The organism is Leisingera caerulea DSM 24564 (genome assembly GCF_000473325.1).
Lineage (GTDB): Bacteria > Pseudomonadota > Alphaproteobacteria > Rhodobacterales > Rhodobacteraceae > Leisingera > Leisingera caerulea.
On sequence record NZ_KI421513.1, the window covers coordinates 1,576,869 to 1,599,193 of the forward strand.

A 22,325-nucleotide genomic window follows, 5' to 3' on the forward strand; every position below is an offset into this window, starting at 1 on the left:
GGCAAGCAATATGAACTGGATCACCAACTACGTCCGGCCCAAGATCAACTCGATCTTTTCGCGCCGGGAAGTGCCCGAGAACCTGTGGCAGAAATGCGATGAATGCGGCACCATGCTGTTTCACCGCGAGCTGAGCGACAATCAGAACGTCTGCACCAGCTGCGGCCACCACATGAACATCACCCCGCGCGACCGTTTCACCGCGCTGTTCGACGGCGGTGTCTTCACCGAGGTCGCGGTGCCGGAGCCGCTGACCGACCCCTTGAAGTTCAAGGATCAGAAGAAATACCCCGAGCGTATCAAGGCGGCGCAGAAGAAGACCGGCGAAAAAGACGCGATGCTGGTGGCCGCGGGCGAGATCGGCCGCACGCCGATTATCGCTGCTGCGCAGGACTTCTCCTATATGGGCGGTTCGATGGGCATGTATGTGGGCAACGCCATCATTGCCGCCGCTGAGGAAGCGGTGAAGCTGGGCCGCCCGCTGGTGCTGTTTTCCGCTGCCGGCGGCGCGCGGATGCAGGAGGGGATCCTGTCGCTGATGCAGATGCCGCGCACCACTGTTGCGGTGGAGATGCTGAAAGAGGCGGGGCTGCCCTATATCGTGGTGCTGACCCATCCGACCACCGGCGGGGTGACGGCCTCGTATGCGATGCTGGGTGATGTGCATATCGCGGAGCCGAACGCACTCATTTGCTTTGCAGGTCCCCGGGTGATCGAGCAGACCATCCGCGAGAAGCTGCCCGAGGGCTTCCAGCGGGCCGAGTACCTGCTGGACCACGGCATGCTGGACCGGGTGACCCCGCGCACCGAGATACGCGAAGAGCTGATCACCATCACCCGGATGCTGATGGGGCTGCCGCCGCAGGTGGCGGGCGATCTGCCCGCACCGGCGGAGGAAGAGGCGCCCAAGGCCGCAAACGCGCCGGCGGATGGCGCAGTCAGCGAAGAAGCTGCCGAGTGATCCGGTTTAAATAGATACGCCTGGCCGAGAAGGCCGGTCAGCGCCCGTCCCTCCCAGGGCGGGCGCTGTTCTTTGCCACACACGACTTTCCGACCTGACAGGACCCAGGCTGATGACCCAGACCTCCGACGCGATCCTCGCCCGCATGATGGCGCTGCACCCCAAGATCATCGACCTGACGCTGGACCGGGTCTGGCGGCTGCTGGCGGCGCTGGACAACCCGCAGGACAAGCTGCCGCCGGTGATCCACCTGGCCGGCACCAACGGCAAGGGCTCGACCCAGGCGATGATCCGGGCGGGCCTTGAGGGGATGGGCAAGAGCGTTCACGCCTACACCTCGCCGCATCTGGCGCGCTTCCATGAGCGGATCCGGCTGGCGGGTGAGCTGATCTCGGAGGCACATCTGACGGAGGTGCTGGACGAGTGCTATGCCAAGAACGGCGGCGAGAACATCACCTATTTCGAGATCACCACGGTGGCGGGCCTCTTGGCGTTTTCCCGGACGCCCGCGGATTACACGCTGCTGGAGGTTGGGCTGGGCGGGCGCCTGGACGCCACCAATGTGATCACGCCGGAGGTCTCGGTGATCACCCCGATCTCCATCGACCATGAGCAGTTCCTGGGCAACACGCTGGCCAAGATTGCCTCGGAGAAGGCAGGCATTATCAAGCGCGGTGTGCCGGTTGTGGTCGGCCCGCAGCCTGACGAGGCGATGGAAGTGATCGAGGCCACCGCCGCCCGCCTCGGCGCGCCGCTGATTGCCTATGGCCAGCACTGGCACGTCTTTGAGGAGCGCGGGCGGCTGGTGTTCCAGGATGAAAACGGCCTGCTGGACCTGCCGCTGCCCGCCCTGCTGGGGGCGCATCAGATCCAGAACGCCGGTGCCGCACTGGCAGCGCTGCGCCATCTGGGCGCGGATGAGGCGGCTTGCGAGGCCGCCATGCTGAACGCCGAATGGCCTGCGCGGATGCAGAAGCTGAAAACCGGCCCGCTGATCGAGGCGGCGCCGGAGGCCGAGCTGTGGCTGGACGGCGGCCATAACGCAGCGGCTGGCGCGGCGCTGGCGGATGTGCTGGCGAAACTGCCGCACCGTCCCACGCATCTGATCTGCGGCATGCTCAACACCAAGGACGTGAGCGGCTATATGGCGCCGCTGGCGCCGCATGCGGCGAGCCTGACGGCGATTTCGATCCCCGACGAGATCAACACGCTGAGCGCCGAAGACACTGAGGCGGCGGCCAAATCGGTCGGCATCAAGGCGGGTACGGCGCAGAGCACCATGGCGGCTTTGAAAGCGATCACCGCCGAGGACCCGCAGGCGCGGGTGCTGATCTGCGGCTCGCTGTATCTGGCGGGCCACATCCTGCGCGAAAACGGCTGAGGCTTGCGGTTGCGGCGGGGGAGGCTCTCCCGCCCGGCTTCGACCTGCCGGTCTCATCCCGTTGGGCCGGGCGCCGCTGGCGCGGCGCCTCCCCTGTTCATCTGGCCGTAAATATCCCGGGGGTGAGGCCTAGGGCCGAGGGGGCAGCGCCCCCTTCCTGCTGTCTGGCCCTAGTCGAGGACGTGGTTTACCGGCTCCAGCCGGGGCGGCGCGTCGCGGCCCAGGGCGTTGCAGACCGAGATTTCCATCACCCGGCACATGGCGCTGAGCGGCACCGAATTGGCCTGCTTGCGGAACGGGTGCTCCAGCTCATGCGTGACCTCGGCCAGGCCGAAGAACACATAGGCCACGACCGCGGCCACCAGCGGCTCGAACCAGCCGGCGCTGTCCAAGAGGGCGAAGGGCAGCAGCAGGCAGTAAAGATACGTGGTGCGCCAGACCAGCAGCGAATAGACGAAGGGCAGCGGCGTGGTCAGCAGCCGCTCGTTCCCGGCCTGGGCGGCGGGGAAGGCGGCGAGGCGTTCGGCCAGGGCGCGCTGGCCGAAACCGTCGATGCGGCCGTCCTCTGCCATCTGCCGCAGGCGGGTGGCGATGTCCTGCAGCGCCGCGTTCGGGGCGTTGGCGTTCTGCATCAGCGCCTCCGCGTCCTCCGGCCCGACCCAATGGCGGACGGTCTCTGCCACCTCGTCGCCGCGCAGCTGGGCGCGGTGCAGATGGTGGAAGGCGAGGATGCGGGTCAGGATGAACTCCTCGTCCGGGCCCTTGCCTGCAAAGATCCGCAGCTCCTGCGCCAGGCTGCGCACGTCGGAGACCATGCGGCCCCAGATCTGCCGCGCCTCCCACCAGCGGTCGTATGCGGCGTTGTTGCGGAAGCTGAGGAACAGCGACAGCGACAGGCCGAAGACCCCCATCGCGGCGATGGAAATCTGCGGCATCGCAACCACATAGCGGTCCAGCACCAGAACCAGCAGCGCCCAGAGCGCGGCGCCGGTGATGTTGGGCAGGATGCGCGGCACCACCGATCCGTTCAGGATCAGGAAGATCTCCCAGCGGCTGGGCGTGTCGCGGACGATCATGGCGCCGCCGTGCCCCAGTCCTTGTCCTGCATCTCGCGCAGGCGGGAGGCGGTGCGTTCGAATTCAAAGGTGCCCTCGCCCTCGACATAGAGCATTTCGGGCTGCGCCGCGGCTGAGCAGATCAGCCGCACCCTGGCCTCATACAGCGCGTCGATCAGGGTCACAAACCGCTTGGCTTCATTGAAGTTGTTGCGCGACAGGCGGGGGATGTCCTCCATCACCAGCACCTTTACCTCTTCGGCAATGGCGAGGTAGTCGCCCGGTCCCAGCATCTTGCCGCAGAGGTCATAGAAAGTGGCCCGCGCCACGCCGTTGCGGAAGGCGGGCAGGGTGACTTCGCGGCCTTTCACCTCCAGCGTCAGCGGCTGCGCCGGGCCGCCCGACAGATCCTCCCAGATCGCGCGGATCTGGGCGCGGGCCTCTGCGTCGGCCGGCGCGAAATAGACTTGCGCGCCGGTCAGCCGGTCCTGGCGGTAATCGGTGGCGCTGGCCATCTCGTGCACCTCCATCTGCGCCTTGATCAGGTCGATGAAGGGCAGGAACAGCTGCCGGTTCAGGCCGTTCTTATAAAGGTCGTCCGGCACCCGGTTGGAGGTGGTGATCACGGTGACGCCGGCGCTGAACAGCGCCTCGAACAGGCGGCCGACGATCATCGCGTCGGTGATGTCGGTGATCTGCATCTCGTCAAAGGCCAGGAGCCGCACCGACTCCGCGACCTCGGCCGCCACCGGGGCCAGCGCGTCCTCCACCCCGTTCCGGCGGGCCTCATGCATCTTGGCGTGGATTTCCTGCATGAAGGCGTGGAAATGCACCCGGCGCGACGGGATGCCGTCCAGGCTGTCGACAAACAGGTCCATAAGCATCGACTTGCCGCGCCCGACGCCGCCCCAGAGGTAGAGGCCCTTGACCGGCTCATACTGCGCCTTGCGGAAGAAGCCGCGCTTGACCGGCGGCGCCTGTAGGCCCTCGGCGATGCGGTCGAAATGGGGGAGGACAGCTTCCTGCGCCGGGTCCGGCTTCAGGTCGCCTGCATCAATCTTCTGCCGGTAAAGCGTGCTCAAATGGGTCATGGGAAAGGGATAGCGCGGGGCGCGGAGGATGGGAAGCGCGGGCAGCCAAGATTGAAACAATGCAGGCCGCAGATGATCTTGGGAGGGTCACATCAAAAATTCTTAATGGTGTGCGCAAAATTCCTGATTTGACCGGTGGCGGGATTTCACCGAGGGTCGCCAGGCTTCTCAGGAGAGACCCGATGGACCGTTCTGCGCCGCTGTTTACCCCCGTTCTGATCGTGGGCTGCATCATTATCATGGTGAGCTTTGCGGTGCGCGCGTCCTTTGGCGTGTTCCAGATCCCGATTGCCGAGGAGTTCGGCTGGCTGCGGTCGGAATTTTCGCTGGCGATTGCCATCCAGAACCTGGCCTGGGGCATCGGGCAGCCCATCTTCGGCGCCATTGCCGAGAAGATCGGCGACCGCAAGGCGATTGTCATGGGCGCCATCGTCTATGCGGCGGGGCTGGTGCTGAGCGCCTGGTCGACGACGCCGTTTGAGATGCAGGCCTATGAATGGCTGGTCGGCTTTGGCATTGCGGGCACCGGGTTTGGCGTGGTGCTGGCGGTTGTCGGGCGGGCGAGTTCGGACGAGAACCGCTCAATGTCGCTGGCGATTGTCACGGCTGCCGGGTCCGCGGGGCAGATTTTCGGGGCGCCGGCGGCGGAGTGGATGCTGGGTTTCCTGAGCTGGCAGAGCGTGTTCCTGATCTTTGCCGGTGTGGTGCTGGCGCTTATCCTGACCTTGCCGCTGATGCGGGCGCCGGAGGCGGCCAGCAAGGCAGAGCTGGAAGAGAGCATGGGAACCATCCTGATGAAGGCGTTCAAGGATCCGTCCTATACGCTGATCTTTCTGGGTTTTTTCAGCTGCGGCTACCAGCTGGGCTTTATCACCGCGCATTTTCCGGCCTTCGTGACCGAGATGTGCGGGCCGATCCTGCCGGGCGGGGCGCTGCATGCGATCGGCATCACCACAACCTCGGCGCTGGGGGCGGCGGCGATTTCCCTGATCGGGGCGGCCAATGTGGGCGGTACGCTGCTGGCGGGCTACCTGGGCAAGCGCCATTCCAAGAAATACCTGCTGGCGGCGATCTATACCGGGCGGACCATTGCGGCGGCGGCGTTCATCCTGTTCCCGGTCACGCCGCTGAGCGTCATCATCTTTTCGGTTGCGATGGGATCCCTGTGGCTGGCGACGGTGCCGCTGACGTCAGGCCTGGTCGCGCATATCTACGGGCTGCGCTATATGGGCACGCTCTATGGCATCGTGTTCTTCAGCCACCAGCTGGGCAGCTTTCTGGGCGTCTGGCTGGGCGGGCGGATGTATGACGCCTATGGCGATTACACCATGGTCTGGTGGATCGGCGTTGGCGTCGGGGCGTTCAGCGCGATTGTGCACCTGCCGGTGAAGGAGCGGCCGCTGGCGGCGGCTCCGGTTGCGGTGGCGGCGTAACGCAGCACGCTGCGTTTGCGGCTGGCGGAGGAACCTGGGCGCTGCCCGCTGCCATCGGGCTTGAACCGATGGCGCACCGATGGCTGCCCCGTAGTATTTCTGCAAAGGTGAAGCGGAAACGCGGCCCGCCGCGGATGTCACGCCAGTCCGCGGCGGTGGTTTGCGGCGATGATCTCCAGCACCTCTTCGGTGTGGGTATAGGGCAGCCCGTGGCCTGCGCCGGGGATGTCCTCCTGCCGGACAGAGCGGGCGCGTTCGGCCAGCAGGCCGGCGGAGGCGGGCGGGATCACCGCATCCTCCTGGCCCCAGATGGCCAGCGCCGGCACGCCCTTGCTGTGGAGGCTGCGGAGCTCTTCGGTGAAATCCTCGTTCAGGATACCGCGCAGGGAGGCGAGCACGGCGGGGATGAAGCCCCGGTAGCGCAGTTCCTGCTGCTGCAGGTCGATGATGCCGGGCACCGAGCTGGGCAGCTGGCGTTCCCGTCCGGTCGAGCGGATGTGCAGGGCCGGGTAGATGGCGTGCATCAGCCAGTCTCCGAGCAGGGGAACGTGGCGGATGATCTGCGTCATGCGGCCCTCGCTGCGGCCGAAGCCGGCAGGCGCCAGCAGGATCAGCTCGCGCAGGCGTTCAGGATGGGCGGCGGCAAAGGCGGTGGCGATGGCGCCGCCCATGGAATAGCCGATCAGCGTGACATCATCCCCGGCCTCCTGGTCCTGCAGCAGCTCCTCCAGCTGGGTGAGGAAGAAGGCGCGGTCCTGCGGGCCTTGGGGCCGGTCCGAGTAGCCGCGCCCGTAGAGGTCGTAGGTCAGCACCCGGTAGCCCATGGCGCCCAGGCCCTTGGCAATGCCGTTCCAGACAAAGGAGGGCGTGGTGAGGCCGTGCACACAGACCGCGACGGGGCCGCGCAGGGGGCCGGTCCAGCGGTAATGGGTGAGCCCGCCGGAAAGCCGGGCAAAGGCGCCGGGCGCGGTTTGCCGGGCCTTGGCATCAACAGGCTTGCGCAGCCGTTCACGCAGCGGCGGGGTGATGATCAGGACCAGTAGGGCTGCACCAAGGAGCAGCAGCCATATCATGATTTTGCCTGCCACTTTTGCAGGATGTGGTGGCTGGTCATCAGGTCCAGGTGGGCGCCGCCGCCGTTCTTGAACAGGGTGATCCGGGCCGGATCATAGGCGGGGAAGCTGTCCAGGCCGTAGAAATCCGCCAGCACGTCGCTGCGCTGGAGGGTGCCTGCGGCCAGCGGGATCTTGAATTCGCCGATGTGGTCGAGGGTGGTGTCGAAGCTGTCGCAGTAGATCTGCGCGCGCTTCAGCGCCTCGTCGTCGGCCTCGCGCATGTCGGGGCGGTAGGCGCCGATCATGTTGAGGTGCTGGCCGGGGCGGAGCCATTCACCCTTGATCACCGGGGCGGAGGACATGGTGCAGGTGACGATGATGTCCGCGGCGCGCACCGCTGGTTCCAGATCGGGCGCGGGTTTGGTGCCGGGGTATTGGGCGCAGAGCTCTTCCGCCTTTGATCCGGTGCGGTTCCAGACCCGGATCTGAGCCTGCGGGAAACCGGCGCCGAAGGCCTCGATCAGGGAGGCGCCGACGGTGCCCGCGCCGACGATCAGAACCTCTTGCGCGTCCGGGTTGGCCAGCCGCAGGGCGCCCAGCAGGCTGTCGCCGGCGGTCTTCCACTTGGTCACCAGGTGGAAGTCCACCAGTGCCTCCAGCGTGCCGTCCGTGTCGGAGTAGAGGCAGACAGAGCCGTTGATCATCGGCTTGCCCGCATCCGGGTTGCGCGGGAAGATATTGGCGGTCTTCACCGCGATGCCCAGCCCGTCGATCCAGGCGGAGCGGCTGAGCACGGTGTCGGGATCGCGGTACAGGAAGGTGTCGCCGATCTCTGCCTTGGGCAGGCTGTGGCTGGCTGCCAGCGCGCCGGTGAAGCTGACCCAATCGAGCAGCGCTTCGCCTTCCTCAAAACCGATGAATGGGATGCTCATATGCTTGTCTTACCTCCTGTGCGGGCCGTCTCAGGCGGCCTCTTGTTCCGTCAGCAGGCCTGCCTGCACCAGCCGGGCCGCAAAGGGCGCGGGGCTGGTGAACAGGTGGGTCTGCCAGCCGCGCGCATCGGCGGCTTCGATGTTCTCCAGGCGGTCGTCGGTGAACAGCAGCCTGTCCGGCGCCACCCCGGTTTCGCGTTCGAGAATGGCATAGATTTCAGGCTCTGGCTTGACCGATTTCAGATGCGCGGAGACAAATGTGCGGTCAAAGCCACGCAAGGCCGGGTAGGTCCCGCAGGCCAGCTCAAACGTCTCCGCGCCGAAGTTGCTGAGGGCAAAGACCGGGATGTGTTTGGCCTGCAGCGCCTGCATCAGGCGGAGCGTGCGGGGGATGGCGCGCGGCACCATCTGCAGCCAGCAATCGTGCCACCAGCGGATTTCCTCAGCCCAGTCCGGGTGCTGCTTTGCCAGGGCATAGACGCTGCCGCGGAAGGGATGGCCGCGGTCGACGTTGAGGTTCATCTCGTGCAGGGGGACCTCGGCGAACAGTTGCTTGCGGCGGGCGGGGCCGATGCGGCTGTCATAGAAGCGTTCCGGCTCCCACTCGATCAGCACGCGGCCAATGTCGAAAACAACGGCGTCAACGGGCATCGCGGTTATCCTTCTGCGCGCGGGCGGGGCCGCGGGGCGGGGCGGCTGCGGCGGGTCTCGCGCCAGACGGAGACCAGGCCGGAGGCGATGATCAGGGCGCTGCCGAGCCAGACCGGCAGGCCGGGCCATTCGTTGAAGATCAGCACGCCCCAGAGGACCGACATCGGCATGGCGATGTATTCAAACGGCGCGGCCAGCGCCGCCTCGTTCATGCGGTAGGCCTGGCTGACCAGATAGCCGCCGATGGAACCGGCGAGGCCGGCGCCGATCAGGTAGGGCCAGTCCTGCGGGTTCGGCCAGATCCAGGCGCGCAGGAGGAAGTCGAAGGCGGGGCTGTCGCCGCTGGCGAAACGCCCGTCGCCGAAGGCCAGGCCGGCCAGGGCGCTGAGGATCAGGAAGCCCATCATCGGGTAAAAGGCGAGCGTGGCGCCGGCCTCTGTCCCGCCTGCGCGGCGTGTCAGCACGTGCAGGGTGGCATAGCCGCAGGCGCCAAGGAACGGCAGGAGGGCGGCGGGCTGGAAGGTGCCCGCGCCGGGGCGCATGATGATCAGCACGCCGAGGAAACCGGCCACCACCGCGCCCCAGCGCCAGGGGCCGGGGCGCTCGCCCAGGAACAGGGCCGACAGGGCGGTGACGATCAGCGGCGTCGCAAAGGCGATCGCGACCGCCTCGGCCAGCGGCAGGATGGCGACGCCGGTGAAGAAGAAGATATTGGCAAAGAACACCACCAGGCAGCGCGCAAGGTGCAGCTTGGGCTGGTGGGTGCGCAGGAGGTGGTAGCCGCCCTCCAGCGGCACGATGATGGCCAGCATGATGGCCACCGCGATGACGGAGCGGAACAGGACCACCTCGTACAGCGGGTAATCGCCGGACAGGAACTTGAAGATCATGTCGATGACGGAGAAGGCAATGCCCGCGCCGGCCGCGGCGAACAGGCCGGGGACGCTGATTTTAACCTCTGCGCTCATCTGTGCCGCCTCCTGCTCCCTGACCTTGATCAGTGGCGGATTTGGTGCAGCCGGGCAATGGGGCGGGGGGCGGAAAGATGCAATTTTTCCGGGCAGAATTCCGGGCCGGAATTGTGGGGCGCGGACCAGTGAGGGAGGGGGCTGGGGAAAGCTTGGGTTTCTTGCTGAGAAGCGGTTCAGGGGCAGGGCTGCCCCTGAACGCGCCTGCCCGAGTGTTTGTCGGCCTGTTCCCGCCTCAAGGCCAAGCCGTGCTGCGCACGGTCCGCTGCGCGGAGCCTTGACCCGGGATCAGGCCTGTTTGGCGGCGCGCAGCTCGCGCTCCAGCGCGTCCAGGAACCGCGAACGGTCGGCCTTGGTGAAGCCCTTGCCGCTGCCGCCTGCGCCCAGCGGGTTGGCGGCGCGCAGATCCGCCATCAGGTCGCGCATCGCCAGCTGCTGGCCGATGTTGGCTTCCGTGAAGCGCTCGCCGTTGTGGCGCAGCACGCGGGCGCCGGCCTCGATGCATTTGGCCGCCAGCGGGATGTCGCCCGTCACCACCACATCACCGGGGCCGCAGCGCTCTGCGATCCACATGTCGGCCACATCGGCGCCCTCGGACACGATCACATTTTCCACCAGCGGGTTCTGCGAGGGGCGCAACCCGCCGTTTGAGACCACGAACATGCGCAGCCCGTGGCGGGTGGCGACCCGCTCGGCCTCCTGCTTGACCGGGCAGGCGTCAGCGTCGATGTAGAGCGCGGTCACTCTGCCGCCTTTTTGTCTGCCGCGGGGGGGAGCTCCGCCTTGGCCTCTGCCTTGGCTTTGCGGGCGGGTTTCTTGACCTTGAACTCCTCCGGGATCGGCATCCGGTTGAAGGCGTCAAGGCCGGCGATCTTATACGCCTCGGCCAGGGTCGGGTAGTTGAAGGTGTTCTGCACGAAGTAGTCCACCGTGCCCTTGAGGTTCAGCACCGCCTGGGCGATGTGGATCAGCTCTGTCGCGCCTTCGCCGACGATCTGCACGCCCAGCACCCGGCGGGTTTTCAGCGAGAACAGCATTTTCAGCATGCCGTGCTCCAGCCCCATGATGTGCCCGCGGGAGGTTTCGCGGAAGCGGGCGACGCCGACCTCATAAGGGATGCCGCGCTCTTTCAGCTCTTCCTCGGACATGCCGCAGGTGGACATCTCCGGCACCGAGTAGATGCCGTAAGGGTACCAGGGGCTTTCCGGCAGGGTCGGGGTTTCCAGCGCGTGGCAGGCGGCGACGCGGCCCTGCTGCAGCGAGGTGGAGGCCAGCGACGGGTGGCCGATCACATCGCCCGCGGCATAGATATGCGGCACCGCGGTCTGGTAGGTCTTGCGGTCGACGCTGAGGCGGCTGCGGTGGTCAGTCTTGAGCCCGACGGCCTCAAGGTTCAGGGCGGAAGTGGCGCCCATGCGGCCGGCCGCGAACAGCAGCATTTCCGAGCGCACATGGCGGCCGTTTTCGAGGATGACTTCGACATGCTCGCCGCGGTCCTCGATGCTTTCGACGGCGGAGCCGAGCCGCAGGTCGACGCCGTTTTCGCGGATCTGGTGGGTGAAATCCTGGATCAGGGTCTTGTCGATGAAGTCGAGGAAGGTCTCGCGCGGTTCGATCAGGGTGACGCGCACATCCAGGGCAGAGAACATAGTGGCATATTCCACACCGATCACGCCCGCGCCGATCACGGTGAGGGAGCGCGGGATCTCGGCCATCTCCAGGAACTCGTCCCCGTCCACCACGGTCCTGCCGTTGAAGGGCACGTAATCCGGGCGGTAGGTCTTGGTGCCGGTGGAAATCAGGAACTTTTCCGCCGTCAGCCGGGTGGTTTCGCCGGCCTCGGTCGCGACCTCCACCTCATTCGGGCCGATGAATTTTGCCAGCCCGTTCAGCGTATCGACATGGTTGCGGTTGAACTGGTGCTCCAGCACGTCGACCTCGTAATCGAGGGTCATGTGCAGGCGCGCCTTCAGATCCTCGGCGCCGATCTGGTCCTTGACGCGGTAGGAGCGGCCGTAGAACGACCGCTCGCGCCAGCCGGAGAGGTTCAGCACGGTTTCGCGCAGGGTCTTTGACGGGATGGTGCCGGTGTGCACCGACACGCCCCCCAGCCGGTCCTTGCGGTCGATCACCAGCACCCGGCGGTGCAGCTTGCCCGCCTGGATGGCGGCGGCGCGGCCCGAGGGGCCGGAACCGATGATGATCAGGTCATAATCAAATTCGTCACTCATGGCCGCGTTCCTTGTCTTTTAGTTCTGGTACAGCGCGTCGGCGTGGAAGGAGACATGCTCCTCCATGAAGGTCGACACGAAGAAATAGCTGTGGTCATAGCCCGGCTGCATCCGCAGGGTGGCCTGCTGGCGGCGTTCGGCCACGGCGTGGGCCAGCGCCTCGGGCTTCAGGAGATCGATAAACTGGTCGGAGGTGCCGGTGTCGATCAGGATCGGGCCGTCGAAGCCTTTGTCGCGCATCAGGAGGGTGGCGTCGTGCTTGGCCCAGTTTGCCTCGTCATCGCCCAGGTAGGCGCTCAGCTGCTTGCGGCCCCAGTCGGACTGGGTCGGGTTGGAGATCGGTGCGAAGGCGGAGACCGATTTGTAGCGGCCCGGCAGGTTCATCGCCAGCGTCAGCGCGCCGTGGCCGCCCATGGAATGGCCGGTGATCGCCTGGCGGTCCAGGTCGATGGCGAAGTTTTCGCCCAGCAGCGCGGGCAGTTCCTCGGCCAAGTAGTCCCACATGCGGAAATGCGGCGCCCAGGGGTCCTGGGTGGCGTTCACGTAAAAGCCCGCGCCCTGGCCCAGGTCATAGGCCTCGTCATCGGCCACGCCCTCGCCGCGGGGCGAGGTGTCGGGGAAGACGATGGCGATGCCCTGCTCGGCGCACCAGGCCTGGGCGCCCGCCTTGGTCATGGCGTTTTCATGGGTGCAGGTGAGGCCCGACAGATGCCACAGCACCGGCACCGGGCCGTCCTTGGCCTCCTCCGGCAGGAACAGGCCGAATGTCATATCGCCGCCGGTGGCGGTGCTGGCGTGTTTGTAGACGCCCTGGGTGCCGCCAAAGGCACGGTTCTCGGAAACGGTTTCCATGGGTGAGGCTCCTCAAATCTGTTAGCCCTATCGCTATCCGCAGATTGCCGCAGCGTCCAGCGGGAGGGCGGCAGCAATGCCAGTTTTTGCGGCAGAAGGCTTGCGAATCCGCAAACATCCAGAGGGCAGGCAGGGCATGGCTCCCGCCCGTCGCCGGAGCATGGGGCCTGCTCCGCTCCCGTTGGGCCCGGCCCGGCGCTGTGCGCCGGGCCGGGCCCAAGGCCGCCAAGGGCGCGCTGACGCCAGTCAGGGTGTCCTGCGGGCGCGGGAGCTTTCCGGGGCAGCCGGGCGGCGGCCGGGCGGCGGCTTCAGGAGACCCAGGCGATCACTGCCGGCACGGTGACAATCGACAGCACGGTGGAGATGAAGATGGCGGCAGAGGCCCGGTGCGGGGCCACGCCGTAGTGCTGCGCCAGCATGTAGACATTGCCCGCCACCGGCAGCGATGCGGCGGCGATGGCGACGGCGGCGGAGAACGGCGCCGCCGGGATCAGCCACAGCACGGCGATGGCGACGCAGGCCGGATGCAGCACAAGCTTGGCAAAGCTGAGCCAGCCGGAGATCCGGATCCGTTCGGCCGATTTCGAAGCGAGCGAGGCGCCGATGGCAAACAGCGCACCGGGGGTGGCGGCGCCGCCGAGGATGGTGAGGAAATCATTTGCGGGTTCCGGGATCGGCAGCGCCGAGGCCGACCAGGCAAGACCGGCAACGATGGACAGGATCATCGGGTTTTTCAGCAGGCCCAACCCCACCAGTTTCAGCGTTGCCATCCCCAGCCCGTTGCCGCGGCCGGCGTTGATCAGAATGACGATCAGCGAGGAGAACACCACCAGATCGACGCTGAGCACCACCATCATCGGCGCAACTGAGGCCGGGCCGAACAGGATCGCCATCATCGGCAGGCCGAGAAAGCCGACATTGCCGATGGCGGCGCATTGCGCCTCCACCGCCGCGGTGGGCATGTCCAGCCCGCGGGCCATGGCGACAGCTGTCACCAGCAGGTAGACCGCCAGCGTGCCGGCCAGGTAGCCGAGGATCAGCGTGGGGTCGAAGACCTCGGCAAAGGACAGGTTGGCGGCGAAGCCGAAGATCATCGCTGACAGCGGAAAGTAGAAGACAAAGCGGGTGAGATACGCGGTGGCCTCTTCGGTGAAGAAACGGCTGCGCCCGGCCCAGTAGCCAAGGCCGATGATTGCAAAGAAGGGCAGGGTGCGGAAGAAGATCTCGGCCATGGGGATTGGTAACAAGACCTGACCAATTGGCAAAGGCTGTTTTTTGGGCGGTTTTTTTGAACCGGCGGGGGCGCTCCCGCCGGTTCATGGGCAGTCCGGGGACTGCCCTTCACAGTTGGGCGTGGCCCCGTGCTGCGCACGGGGCAGGGTTTTTGCTGAGAGCGTCTGGTCAACTGTGTGACCGGGCTTTCCTGCGTCAAGGGTGAACCGCGCCAAGGCGCGGCGGCGGCACCGCCCTTGACCCAAGAAAGCCCGGTGGGGGAATACGCCCCCGCAGCGCGTCAGCGCTGCCGGGCCCAACCGGGGAGGGGCAGCCTTTGGCTGCTCCGGAGCGGGCGGGAGTACCCCGCTGCCGTGTTCAGTGCCGTGTCTAGCCGCTGCCGATCAGGGCGCCTGCGCCCAGCACCAGGGCACCGCCCAGCACCACCTGCATGGTGGCGCGCCAGAACGGGGTTTGCATGAACTTGTTCTGGATCCAGGCGATGGCCCAAAGCTCCACAAAGACGATCAGCAGCGCCAGCGTGGTGGCGGTCCAGAATTCCGGGATCAGATAGGGCAGGGCGTGACCCAGGCCGCCCACGGTGGTCATGATGCCGGAGGCCAGGCCGCGTTTGATGGGAGAGCCGCGGCCCGAAAGCTCGCCGTCATCCGAGGCGGCCTCGGTGAAGCCCATCGAGATGCCGGCGCCGACCGAGGCCGCCATGCCGACCAGGAAGGTGGTCCAGGTGTCCTGGGTGGCAAAGGCGGTGGCGAAGATCGGCGCCAGGGTGGAGACAGAGCCGTCCATCAGCCCGGCCAGCCCCGGCTGCACCCAGGTCAGCACGAACTGGCGGTGGGCGGCACGGTCCTCATCGTCGCGGGTGCCGTCGTCCAGATGCGCCTCCTGCAACTCACCGGCGCGGGCCTGGTGGCCGGCCTCGGCGGCGGCCAGATCGCCCAAGAGCTTGCGGGTGGCGGCGTCCCGGGTGCGGGCGGCAGCGGCGGTGTAGAAACGCTCGGCGTCGCGCTCCATCGCGCGGGCCTCGTCGCGGATGCGGTCGAGGCTCAGGTTTTCCATCAGCCAGACCGGGCGGCGGGCATAATAGCCTGCCACATGCTCGCGCCGGATCAGCGGGATCGCCGGGCCGAACCGATCCTCGTGCAGGGCAATCAGCCGGGCGCGGTGCTCATCCTCTTCCGCGGCCATGCCGTCGAACATCGCTGCGGTCGCCGGGTAGTCCGCCCGCAGCCGCGCCGCATAGCTGCGGTAGATGCGCGCATCGTCCTCCTCGGAGGCAATTGCAAGGGCCAGGATCTCCTGCCCGGTGAGGTCGGAAAAGTGCTTGCGCTGAGTGAAAAACCGCATCGTCTGCCCCTAGTTTAGAATTATTCTAAATATAGCGGATCGCCATGCCGCCGCAAGATGGCGCGCCAGCCTTGTTGCAAAGCGGCGGCCCGGATTACATTAGGGGCAGGCCCTGCACCCTGCAGCCCGTATCCTGAGGAGCCCTCATGAACCAGCAAGCCAGCGTCCTGCGCACCGGCCGGAAATTCGACCAGGTCCTGGAGGGCGCGCGCGAGGTTTTCCTGGCGGATGGGTTCGAAGGCGCCAGCGTCGACAATATCGCCAGGGCGGCGGGGGTGTCCAAGGCGACGCTCTACAGCTATTTCCCCGACAAGCGGGTGCTGTTCATGGAGGTGGTGCGCTCTGCCTGTGTGCAGCAGGCGGACGCGTCGCTGGAGCTGGCGCCGGGCACCCGCGGGCCGCAGGAGGTGCTGCGGGCGGCGGCGGAGCGGGTGCACGGGGTGCTGCTGGGCGGCTTCAGCCTGCAGCTGTTCCGCATTTTCGTGGCCGAGGCCGACCGGTTCCCGGAGCTGGGGCCGATGTTCTACGAAAGCGGCCCGATGACGCTGCACGGGGAGATCCAGGCCTATATGGAGGCCGCTGCGGCGCGCGGCGAGCTGAAGATCGAGGATGCCGACCTGGCCGCCGCGCAGTTCATCGAGCTGTGCAAGGCGGATATCTTTCTGCGGTTCCTGTTCAAGATCGACACTGAATTCACCGAAGCCGAGCGCGAGCGGGTGATCAGCGGCGCCATCGACACCTTCATGGCCCGGTTCGGCGCCTGAGAGACCGGCCCGCGGGGGCCGGGATCCGGTCAGTGTGTTGTGAAGCTGTTGGGCGTGCTGCGATAGGTTTCGTGGCAGCTGAGACAGCTTTGCATCAGGCCGGGCAGGGTGCGGCGCAGGCCGCTGAGCGAGCGGGTGTTGAGGTCCTTGGCCGCGGCTTTGGCAGTTTCGGCGCGGGTCTTGAAATCCTTCCACGCGTGCCAGATCAGCGGCCGGGCGTTGGACCGCGGGTCCAGCTGCGGCTTGCGGAAGTGCTTGCGGATGCTGCCGGTGGACCGGATCAGCTGCTTGCGCGCCGCGCGCGCCTGGCTGCGGTCAAAGGTGCTGCGCCCGGCAGTCATGCCGGTCAGCACATCCATGGCGGCCTTTTGCGAGGTCATCAGCGCGATCCGCTTGGTCACATGCTTGCTGTGGCTGCTGTCCCGGGCGGTTACCGGGGCGGTGCTGCCGATGGCCAGCGCTATGATCACCACGAGCAGGGCCGCGGCTTTGTGCAGGCGGAAAGATGTCACGATGCCTCCGGGCGGATTGACCGAATCGAGAAATAAGAACAAAATAAGAACATGCCGTATGTGCCTCCTGTTATCTGGCGGCCTTCCGGCCCCTGCTGCCCCTTGCCTGCCCAATTGCCCTGACCCGTTGCCCTGTGCCTGCTGCCATGCCCCACCGCCGCATTCTTTCGCTTTGGTTTCCGCGCCTTGGGGCGGAGCGTATCCTGCGGGCAGAGCGCGGCGGCATTGACGGGCCGCTGGCCGTTGCCGAGGAAGTTTCCAACACGCAGGTTATTTCCGCGTTAAACGCCGCCGCTTTGGCAGAGGGGCTGCAGCCGGGCCAGCCGCTGCGCGATGCCCATGCGATGTGCGCCGGCCTGACGGTGCGGCCGCGCAACCCGGCGGCGGAGGCGGCATTCCTGGCCGCGCTGAGGCGCTGGGCGGGCAAGTTCAGCCCCTGGGTGGCGGAGGCGGAGCGCGACGGGCTGACCATCGACCTTACCGGCTGCGCGCATCTGTTCGGGAGCGAGGCGGCGCTGATGGAGGCGGCGGGGCGCGATTGCGCGGAAATGGGGCTGAGCGTGCAGATGGGGCTGGCCGATACCCTGGGCGCGGCCTGGGCGCTGGCGCGTTACGCGGGCGAGGAGGCGGCGCCGGACCGCAGCGGCGACGCCATCGACCAGGAGGCCCGCGCCACCCGCGCCCGGGCGCAGAAGCGCAGCCCGGGGCAAGGCGCCAAGCGCCGCCACTGGACCCGCGGCGGCGCCGCGCCGCAGCTGCAGGCGCCGCCGCCGCAGATGGGGCGGATTGCCGAACCCGGGCAGGCCTATTGCGCGCTGGCGCCGCTGCCGGTGGCGGCGCTGCGGCTGGACAGCGCCACGGTGGCGCAGCTGAACCGGCTGGGCCTCCGGCGGATCGGCGATCTGCTGGGGCAGCCGCGGGCCAGTCTGGCGCGCCGGTTCGGGCGCGGGCTGGTCTTGCGGCTGGATCAGGCGATGGGCAGCGCGCCGGAGCCGGTTTCGCCCGCGCGCAGCCCGGATCATTTCGCGGTGCGGCTGACCCTGCCTGAGCCGATCGGGCTGATGGAGGATCTGCTGGCGGGCATCGACCGGATGCTGCCGCGGCTGTGTGCCCGGCTGGAGGCGCGCGGCAAGGGCGCGCGCAGCCTGCGGCTGGAGGCGCACCGCTGCGATCAGGAAATGGAGGCGGTGGCCATCGGTCTGGCCCGTGCCAGCCGCGACCCCGCCCGCATCCGGCCCCTGCTGGAGATGAAGCTGGAGCAGATTGATGCGGGCTATGGCATCGACATGCTGCGGCTGGAGGTGCTGCAGGCAGAGGCCATCCACGCCCGCACGCCCGCGGGCCATGCCGAAGCGGGCGCCGCGGCGCGGGCGCGGCAGGAGGATGGCGCGGCGCTGGAGGATCTGATCGGCCGTATCGGCGCGCGGCTGGGGCTGGAGGCGGTCACCCGCTATCACCCGGCGGAGAGCCACATTCCGGAAAAGACCTTTACCGTGCAGGCCGCCGCCTGGTCGGAGCCCGCGGCTGGGGACTGGCCGTTGCCGCCGCGGCCGCGGCCGCTGCTGATCTGGCAGCCCGAGCTGGTCCATGCGCCGGACCGGCCTGAGGTGCCGGAGCGCTTCCGCTGGCGCGGCCGCGACTGGGAGCTGGCAGAGGCTGAAGGCCCGGAGCGGATTGCCCCGGAATGGTGGCTGGAAGACCCCAACTGGCGCAGCGGCGTGCGCGATTACTGGACCGTGGTCACCGCCTGCGGCGCGCGGCTGTGGCTGTTCTTTGCCCATGGCGGCGCGCTGTCGCCGGGCTGGTTCTGCCATGGCTCGTTTGCGTGACGGGGCGGCGCAACAGTTCGCTGCGCGGCGAAGGGTTTTGCTTGGGTCTGCTTGAAGGGCGCGCGTAGAGTGGGGGCATGATCACACCGCGTTTCGACATTCTGGGCCAGGCGATTGCCGACGCCAGCCGCACGCAGATGCTGTGCGAGCTGATGGAGGGCCGCGCCTATACCAACAAGGAGCTGGCGGCGGCTGCGGGCGTGACGCCGCAGACCGCCTCGGCGCATTTGCGGCTGCTGCAGGATGCAGGGCTGGTGGTGGCGGAAAAGCGCGGCCGCTGCGTTTATCACCGGCTGGCAGGCGCGGAAGTGGCCCATGCGCTGGAGCAGCTGGCCGCGATTGCGCCTGCGGACAGCCTGCACCGCGCCCAGCAGCGCAAGGCGGGCGGGCTGGCGCAGCTGCGCAGCTGTTATGACCATCTGGCAGGCCCGCTGGCGGTGGCGATGACCGGCGCGTTCCTGGACCGCGGCATGCTGGTGGAGCAACAGGGGGCTTTCTGCGCCGTGCCGACCGGGGAGTGGCTGAAACTGGGCGTGGTGCTGCCGGAGCGGCCGGGCCGCCAGCCTTTTGCCCGGCCCTGCCTGGACTGGACCGAACGCAAGCTGCATGTGGCCGGGCCGATGGGGCGGCAGATCCTGGATCACGCGCTGACGAGCGGCTGGGTCAAGCGGCACCGGCACAAGCGCGGACTGATGCTGACGGCACCGGGGCGGGTGGCGCTGGAGCAGATTCTGGGCCTGCACTGCGGCGCGCTGGCGGAGGCCTGAGCGGCGTGAAAGCCGGGTAAAACAGGCCCGCCGCGCCTGTGCGCCTGCTGCACCACACGAAAAATCGAATGTTAAAAACCTTGATTTGCCGGGGAAATGGCGCAACCTTTTAGGTATGAGCTTTGATCAGGTGCAGCCTTTTCCCGGATCTCCCATTCCTCAGCAAGTCGCGTTTGACCGGCGGGAACTGTCGGTTATCATGACGCTTTATGGCCGTATGGTCGCCGCCGGGGAATGGCGCGATTACGGGATTGCCTCCCTGCGTGATCTGGCGGTGTTCTCTGTCTTCCGGCGCACGGCGGAGCATCCGCTGTACCGCATCGAAAAGCGGCCCAAGCTGCGCAACCGGCAGGGCCAGTATGCGGTTGTCGGGATGGACGGTCATATCCTGAAGCGCGGGGCGGATCTGAAGACCGTGCTGAGGGTGCTGGAGCGCAAGCTGATCCGCTCCGTGGAGTAGCCGCAGGGGTGCGGCGGAGCGGGGACCGGAAAATTTGAATTTTCCGGCCAAAAATCTTCGAAAGATTTTGTACCGCCTGCGGCCGCGGGCGGAGGCTATCCCAGCCGTTTGTGCGCGGTGACCGGGCCGTCGCCCTGGGCTTCGATCCGTTCGATAGCCGCAGCAATGGGTTCGATGGCCACCGCCATGTCATGGGCATTGGCGTGGATCAGCGTTTCAGCATCCCGCACCAGCGCAACGTGGCCCTTCCAGAACAGCAGGTCGCCGCGCCGGTAGTCTCCAGCGGGAGCCGGGCCGCCCAGCTCGGCCTCTTGCATGTCGCTGTCGCCGGGGCAGGGGGTGCCGCAGGCTAGCAGCGCGGCCTGCACCAGGCCGGAGCAGTCGATGCCGAAGCGGCTGTTGCCGCCCCAGAGGTAGGGCGTGCCGAGGAACAGTTCCGCCACTGTCACCGGGTCGCCGGTGTGGGCGCCCAGCGGCGAGAGGTGGCGGGCGGGGATGAAGCCAAGTGTGGTTTCCAAAAACCGGCCGGTGCCGCCCAGAACCTGCACCCGGCTGCCGTGGCTGAGGGCATGGGTTTCCGGCGATTTGAAATCATCTGCCGTATAGGCGTGGGTGGCCGGGGCGCTGACCCAGTGGGTCGCTTCGAAAGGCGCGGTCAGGGAGGGGCCGGGCACGTAGCCCACATAGGAATCCTTGGCCGCCTGCAGAAAGGCCCAGCCGTCGCGGTCCTCATACACCGTGACCGGCTCGCCATAGACAAGCTGGCGGTCGCGGGTGCCGTCCGGTGCGCGGAGGAGATCCGCAACCGGCACGCCGATGCGGGCGGCGGTGCCGTCGGCGCGCAGCAGCCCGTCCGGCGCATCGCGCAGATGGGCTGCGGCAACGCGCTCGTTCACCGGTGTGCGGCGGCGGTCTGCCATCCCGGTCACAGCTCCAACAGGTCCGGCAGCGCGGCAAACAGCGCGCGTGCGCCTTGCAGGGCGCCGCCCTTGGGCCGGCCCGGTGCAGCGCTGGGGGTCCAGCCATAGATGTCGAAATGCATGTAGCGGGTCTCTCCGGCAAAGCGGCGCAGGAACAGGGCTGCGGTGATCGAGCCTGCAAAGCCGCCCGACGGTGCGTTGTCCAGATCGGCGATGCCGGGTTCGATCATCGTTTCATAGGGATCGTGGAAGGGCATCCGCCAGACCGGGTCGGCGGTGCGGGACGCAGTGGCGGACAGGGCGGCGGCATCGGCATGGTGGTCCGTGTAGAAGGGCGACAGGTCCGGGCCGACCGCAACCCGGGCGGCGCCGGTGAGGGTGGCCATGGAGATCAGCAGGTCCGGCGTTTCCTCTGCCGCCAGGGCCAGCGCATCGGCCAGCACCAGGCGGCCCTCGGCGTCGGTGTTGTTGACCTCCACCGTCAGCCCCTTGCGCGACGTCAGCACGTCGCCGGGGCGGAAGGCGGGGCCGGAGACGGAATTTTCCACCGCCGGAATCAGCACCCTGAGCTGCAGGTCCAGCCCGGCGGCCATGATCATGCGCGCCAGCCCCAGGACATTGGCGGCGCCGCCCATGTCCTTTTTCATCAGCGCCATGCTGCTGCCGGGTTTCAGGTTCAGCCCGCCGGTGTCGAAGCAGACGCCCTTGCCCACCAGGGTGAGCTTGGGGCCGCTGCCGCCCCAGCGCAGGTCGATCAGCCGCGGCGCGCGGTCCGAGGCGCGGCCCACGGTGTGGATCAGCGGCAAATTCTGCGCCAGCAGATCCTCGCCGAGAATCGTGGAGATGTCTGCGCCGAAGTCTTCCGCCAGGGATTCCGCCGCGGCCTGCAGCTCTGCCGGGCCCATGTCGGAGGCGGGGGTGTTGATCAGGTCACGGGTCAGGCATTCGGCGGCGGCCAGCGATTCGATGGCGGCGGCATCCACCCCGTCAGGAGCCGCCAGCGCGGCGGACTCATCCTTGCCTTCCTTGTAGCGGCCGAAGCGGTAGCCGGTCAGCAGCCAGCCCAGGGATTCGGTTGCGGCGGCCTCTGCCGGGAGGCCGGAGGCAATCCGGTACGTGCCCGCGGGCAGTTTCTGCGCCGCTTCGGCCAGTACAAAGCGGCGGCGCGCGCGCTGGGCGGCGCTGCCGTATCCGGCCAGGGCCATGTCAACGGCGCCATCGTCGCCCGGCACCGCCAGCGCCTGGCCGCAGGCGCCGGTGAATCCCTGCGCCTTGGCCCAGGCCTGAACGCGCTGCGGCTGGCTGGAGAGCCAGCTGTCGAAAGTGTCGCTTGCGATAACATGCACAGGGCAGGCGTCCGCGCCGGCTGCGGCAAAGACTGGCGGCATCGAAATACTCCGGTTGCAATCATTTCTGATGCGCCAGAGTAGCCGCCGCAGCGCGGCCTGCAAGCCCTGCGGGAAGCGGAGGTATCAGATCGTCATGTCCTGCTGGTCCCAGACCGCGGTCAGCGAGCGTTCGCCCACGCGCATCAGGCGGAACAGAATCGCCGCTACCGCCGGCGCATCCTCGGCGTCGATGGCTGCGGTCACGTCATTGGCAATCGACGCCAGCGCCGTCATGCCGATCTGATCGGCAATCGCGATCAGCGACCGGGCGCTTTTGCGCAGGTTCGCCATTTCATTCTGCCGCCACAGACGCTCGCAATGCGTCAGGCGGACAGCCATCTCTTCGATTGCACGGCAGACGACGTCCTCGGCGCCGGTTTCGCCGAGCTGCTCATACAGCGCGGTGAGTTTGTCAGGATCGAGGCGCACTGTTTCCGAGTGCATTACTGTTAGTATATTGGCCACCACTTTCACCCAAATTCTTTATGCCCCCACGGC

General features: G+C 67.3%; 22 protein-coding genes. 7 read left to right on the forward strand and 15 right to left on the reverse strand.

Features of this window, described 5'->3' with window-relative positions:
- The first annotated feature begins 10 nt into the window (after positions 1 to 10).
- Positions 11 to 961, forward strand: coding sequence for an acetyl-CoA carboxylase, carboxyltransferase subunit beta (accD, locus tag CAER_RS0115000; RefSeq protein ID WP_027236135.1), 951 nt, complete (start codon positions 11 to 13; stop codon positions 959 to 961).
- Positions 962 to 1,073: 112 nt separating this feature from the next.
- On the forward strand, positions 1,074 to 2,342 hold the full coding sequence (locus CAER_RS0115005; RefSeq protein ID WP_027236136.1) for a bifunctional folylpolyglutamate synthase/dihydrofolate synthase: 1,269 nt from the start codon (positions 1,074 to 1,076) through the stop codon (positions 2,340 to 2,342).
- Between the two features lie 170 nt (positions 2,343 to 2,512).
- Here CAER_RS0115005 and CAER_RS0115010 read toward each other — a convergent pair whose 3' ends face one another.
- Positions 2,513 to 3,418: a bestrophin family protein gene (locus tag CAER_RS0115010; protein WP_027236137.1), complete on the reverse strand. Its 906-nt coding sequence runs from the start codon at positions 3,416 to 3,418 to the stop codon at positions 2,513 to 2,515.
- The gene (zapE, locus tag CAER_RS0115015; protein ID WP_027236138.1) at positions 3,415 to 4,488 is read right to left on the reverse strand and encodes a cell division protein ZapE; all 1,074 of its coding nucleotides are present in this window, start codon (positions 4,486 to 4,488) and stop codon (positions 3,415 to 3,417) included. Before zapE ends, CAER_RS0115010 begins: the two co-directional genes overlap by 4 nt.
- A gap of 182 nt (positions 4,489 to 4,670) precedes the next feature.
- Between zapE and CAER_RS0115020 the strand changes: the two genes are divergently transcribed.
- Positions 4,671 to 5,921 (forward strand): MFS transporter, encoded by a 1,251-nt coding sequence (locus tag CAER_RS0115020; protein ID WP_027236139.1) that lies wholly within the window; start codon positions 4,671 to 4,673, stop codon positions 5,919 to 5,921.
- A gap of 137 nt (positions 5,922 to 6,058) precedes the next feature.
- On the opposite strand, the gene CAER_RS0115025 is transcribed toward CAER_RS0115020, so the two are convergent.
- The 9 genes from CAER_RS0115025 to mbfA all read right to left on the reverse strand — a co-directional run bounded on the left by CAER_RS0115025 (position 6,059) and on the right by mbfA (position 15,187).
- A complete protein-coding gene (locus CAER_RS0115025) occupies positions 6,059 to 6,994 on the reverse strand; it encodes an alpha/beta fold hydrolase (protein WP_027236140.1) in 936 nt (311 codons plus the stop codon).
- Entirely contained in the window at positions 6,991 to 7,908 is a 918-nt protein-coding gene (locus CAER_RS0115030; RefSeq protein ID WP_027236141.1) for an ornithine cyclodeaminase family protein, read from the reverse strand. Before CAER_RS0115030 ends, CAER_RS0115025 begins: the two co-directional genes overlap by 4 nt.
- A 30-nt stretch (positions 7,909 to 7,938) precedes the next feature.
- Positions 7,939 to 8,559 carry an HAD-IA family hydrolase gene (locus tag CAER_RS0115035; protein WP_027236142.1) on the reverse strand — a complete coding sequence of 207 codons (621 nt, stop codon included), beginning with the start codon at positions 8,557 to 8,559 and terminating at the stop codon, positions 7,939 to 7,941.
- Between the two features lie 5 nt (positions 8,560 to 8,564).
- On the reverse strand, positions 8,565 to 9,527 hold the full coding sequence (locus CAER_RS0115040) for a DMT family transporter (protein ID WP_027236143.1): 963 nt from the start codon (positions 9,525 to 9,527) through the stop codon (positions 8,565 to 8,567).
- A 288-nt stretch (positions 9,528 to 9,815) separates the two neighbouring features.
- Positions 9,816 to 10,271: a YaiI/YqxD family protein gene (locus CAER_RS0115045; RefSeq protein ID WP_027236144.1), complete on the reverse strand. Its 456-nt coding sequence runs from the start codon at positions 10,269 to 10,271 to the stop codon at positions 9,816 to 9,818.
- Positions 10,268 to 11,758 carry a Si-specific NAD(P)(+) transhydrogenase gene (sthA, locus tag CAER_RS0115050; RefSeq protein ID WP_027236145.1) on the reverse strand — a complete coding sequence of 497 codons (1,491 nt, stop codon included), beginning with the start codon at positions 11,756 to 11,758 and terminating at the stop codon, positions 10,268 to 10,270. The genes CAER_RS0115045 and sthA overlap by 4 nt, the downstream gene beginning before the upstream one ends.
- 18 nt (positions 11,759 to 11,776) lie before the next feature.
- Positions 11,777 to 12,610 carry an S-formylglutathione hydrolase gene (gene fghA / locus CAER_RS0115055; protein ID WP_027236146.1) on the reverse strand — a complete coding sequence of 278 codons (834 nt, stop codon included), beginning with the start codon at positions 12,608 to 12,610 and terminating at the stop codon, positions 11,777 to 11,779.
- Between the two features lie 308 nt (positions 12,611 to 12,918).
- Positions 12,919 to 13,842, reverse strand: a complete 924-nt coding sequence (locus tag CAER_RS0115060; protein ID WP_027236147.1) for an AEC family transporter — start codon at positions 13,840 to 13,842, stop codon at positions 12,919 to 12,921.
- Between the two features lie 370 nt (positions 13,843 to 14,212).
- Complete coding sequence (gene mbfA / locus CAER_RS0115065) at positions 14,213 to 15,187, reverse strand: iron exporter MbfA (RefSeq protein ID WP_027236148.1); 975 nt, start codon at positions 15,185 to 15,187, stop codon at positions 14,213 to 14,215.
- 146 nt (positions 15,188 to 15,333) lie between these two features.
- Between mbfA and CAER_RS0115070 the strand changes: the two genes are divergently transcribed.
- On the forward strand, positions 15,334 to 15,951 hold the full coding sequence (locus CAER_RS0115070; protein WP_027236149.1) for a TetR/AcrR family transcriptional regulator: 618 nt from the start codon (positions 15,334 to 15,336) through the stop codon (positions 15,949 to 15,951).
- A 29-nt stretch (positions 15,952 to 15,980) separates the two neighbouring features.
- On the opposite strand, the gene CAER_RS0115075 is transcribed toward CAER_RS0115070, so the two are convergent.
- Entirely contained in the window at positions 15,981 to 16,463 is a 483-nt protein-coding gene (locus CAER_RS0115075) for a c-type cytochrome (RefSeq protein WP_027236150.1), read from the reverse strand.
- A 146-nt stretch (positions 16,464 to 16,609) separates the two neighbouring features.
- Here CAER_RS0115075 and CAER_RS0115080 point away from each other — a divergent pair, with 146 nt between their 5' ends.
- The 3 genes from CAER_RS0115080 to CAER_RS0115090 all read left to right on the forward strand — a co-directional run bounded on the left by CAER_RS0115080 (position 16,610) and on the right by CAER_RS0115090 (position 19,519).
- Positions 16,610 to 18,292, forward strand: a complete 1,683-nt coding sequence (locus CAER_RS0115080) for a Y-family DNA polymerase (protein WP_027236151.1) — start codon at positions 16,610 to 16,612, stop codon at positions 18,290 to 18,292.
- A gap of 77 nt (positions 18,293 to 18,369) precedes the next feature.
- Positions 18,370 to 19,059: an ArsR/SmtB family transcription factor gene (locus tag CAER_RS0115085; RefSeq protein WP_027236152.1), complete on the forward strand. Its 690-nt coding sequence runs from the start codon at positions 18,370 to 18,372 to the stop codon at positions 19,057 to 19,059.
- 115 nt (positions 19,060 to 19,174) lie between these two features.
- Entirely contained in the window at positions 19,175 to 19,519 is a 345-nt protein-coding gene (locus tag CAER_RS0115090; RefSeq protein ID WP_051357782.1) for a DUF2794 domain-containing protein, read from the forward strand.
- A 95-nt stretch (positions 19,520 to 19,614) separates the two neighbouring features.
- On the opposite strand, the gene CAER_RS0115095 is transcribed toward CAER_RS0115090, so the two are convergent.
- The 3 genes from CAER_RS0115095 to CAER_RS0115105 form a co-directional block, all read right to left on the reverse strand.
- On the reverse strand, positions 19,615 to 20,439 hold the full coding sequence (locus CAER_RS0115095) for a C40 family peptidase (RefSeq protein WP_027236154.1): 825 nt from the start codon (positions 20,437 to 20,439) through the stop codon (positions 19,615 to 19,617).
- A 5-nt stretch (positions 20,440 to 20,444) separates the two neighbouring features.
- Positions 20,445 to 21,827, reverse strand: coding sequence for a leucyl aminopeptidase family protein (locus CAER_RS0115100; protein WP_027236155.1), 1,383 nt, complete (start codon positions 21,825 to 21,827; stop codon positions 20,445 to 20,447).
- An 84-nt stretch (positions 21,828 to 21,911) separates the two neighbouring features.
- Positions 21,912 to 22,271: a hypothetical protein gene (locus CAER_RS0115105; RefSeq protein ID WP_051357783.1), complete on the reverse strand. Its 360-nt coding sequence runs from the start codon at positions 22,269 to 22,271 to the stop codon at positions 21,912 to 21,914.
- Positions 22,272 to 22,325 lie beyond the last annotated feature (54 nt).

Excerpts from the sequence above, each read along its gene's own strand:
- accD (WP_027236135.1), top strand. The coding sequence starts at position 11 with ATGAACTGGATCACCAACTACGTCCGGCCCAAGATCAACTCGATCTTT.
- CAER_RS0115005 (WP_027236136.1), top strand. The coding sequence starts at position 1,074 with ATGACCCAGACCTCCGACGCGATCCTCGCCCGCATGATGGCGCTGCAC.
- CAER_RS0115010 (WP_027236137.1), bottom strand. The coding sequence starts at position 3,418 with ATGATCGTCCGCGACACGCCCAGCCGCTGGGAGATCTTCCTGATCCTG.
- zapE (WP_027236138.1), bottom strand. The coding sequence starts at position 4,488 with ATGACCCATTTGAGCACGCTTTACCGGCAGAAGATTGATGCAGGCGAC.
- CAER_RS0115020 (WP_027236139.1), top strand. The coding sequence starts at position 4,671 with ATGGACCGTTCTGCGCCGCTGTTTACCCCCGTTCTGATCGTGGGCTGC.
- CAER_RS0115025 (WP_027236140.1), bottom strand. The coding sequence starts at position 6,994 with ATGATATGGCTGCTGCTCCTTGGTGCAGCCCTACTGGTCCTGATCATC.
- CAER_RS0115030 (WP_027236141.1), bottom strand. The coding sequence starts at position 7,908 with ATGAGCATCCCATTCATCGGTTTTGAGGAAGGCGAAGCGCTGCTCGAT.
- CAER_RS0115035 (WP_027236142.1), bottom strand. The coding sequence starts at position 8,559 with ATGCCCGTTGACGCCGTTGTTTTCGACATTGGCCGCGTGCTGATCGAG.
- CAER_RS0115040 (WP_027236143.1), bottom strand. The coding sequence starts at position 9,527 with ATGAGCGCAGAGGTTAAAATCAGCGTCCCCGGCCTGTTCGCCGCGGCC.
- sthA (WP_027236145.1), bottom strand. The coding sequence starts at position 11,758 with ATGAGTGACGAATTTGATTATGACCTGATCATCATCGGTTCCGGCCCC.
- fghA (WP_027236146.1), bottom strand. The coding sequence starts at position 12,610 with ATGGAAACCGTTTCCGAGAACCGTGCCTTTGGCGGCACCCAGGGCGTC.
- CAER_RS0115060 (WP_027236147.1), bottom strand. The coding sequence starts at position 13,842 with ATGGCCGAGATCTTCTTCCGCACCCTGCCCTTCTTTGCAATCATCGGC.
- mbfA (WP_027236148.1), bottom strand. The coding sequence starts at position 15,187 with ATGCGGTTTTTCACTCAGCGCAAGCACTTTTCCGACCTCACCGGGCAG.
- CAER_RS0115070 (WP_027236149.1), top strand. The coding sequence starts at position 15,334 with ATGAACCAGCAAGCCAGCGTCCTGCGCACCGGCCGGAAATTCGACCAG.
- CAER_RS0115080 (WP_027236151.1), top strand. The coding sequence starts at position 16,610 with ATGCCCCACCGCCGCATTCTTTCGCTTTGGTTTCCGCGCCTTGGGGCG.
- CAER_RS0115085 (WP_027236152.1), top strand. The coding sequence starts at position 18,370 with ATGATCACACCGCGTTTCGACATTCTGGGCCAGGCGATTGCCGACGCC.
- CAER_RS0115090 (WP_051357782.1), top strand. The coding sequence starts at position 19,175 with ATGAGCTTTGATCAGGTGCAGCCTTTTCCCGGATCTCCCATTCCTCAG.
- CAER_RS0115095 (WP_027236154.1), bottom strand. The coding sequence starts at position 20,439 with ATGGCAGACCGCCGCCGCACACCGGTGAACGAGCGCGTTGCCGCAGCC.
- CAER_RS0115100 (WP_027236155.1), bottom strand. The coding sequence starts at position 21,827 with ATGCCGCCAGTCTTTGCCGCAGCCGGCGCGGACGCCTGCCCTGTGCAT.
- CAER_RS0115105 (WP_051357783.1), bottom strand. The coding sequence starts at position 22,271 with ATGCACTCGGAAACAGTGCGCCTCGATCCTGACAAACTCACCGCGCTG.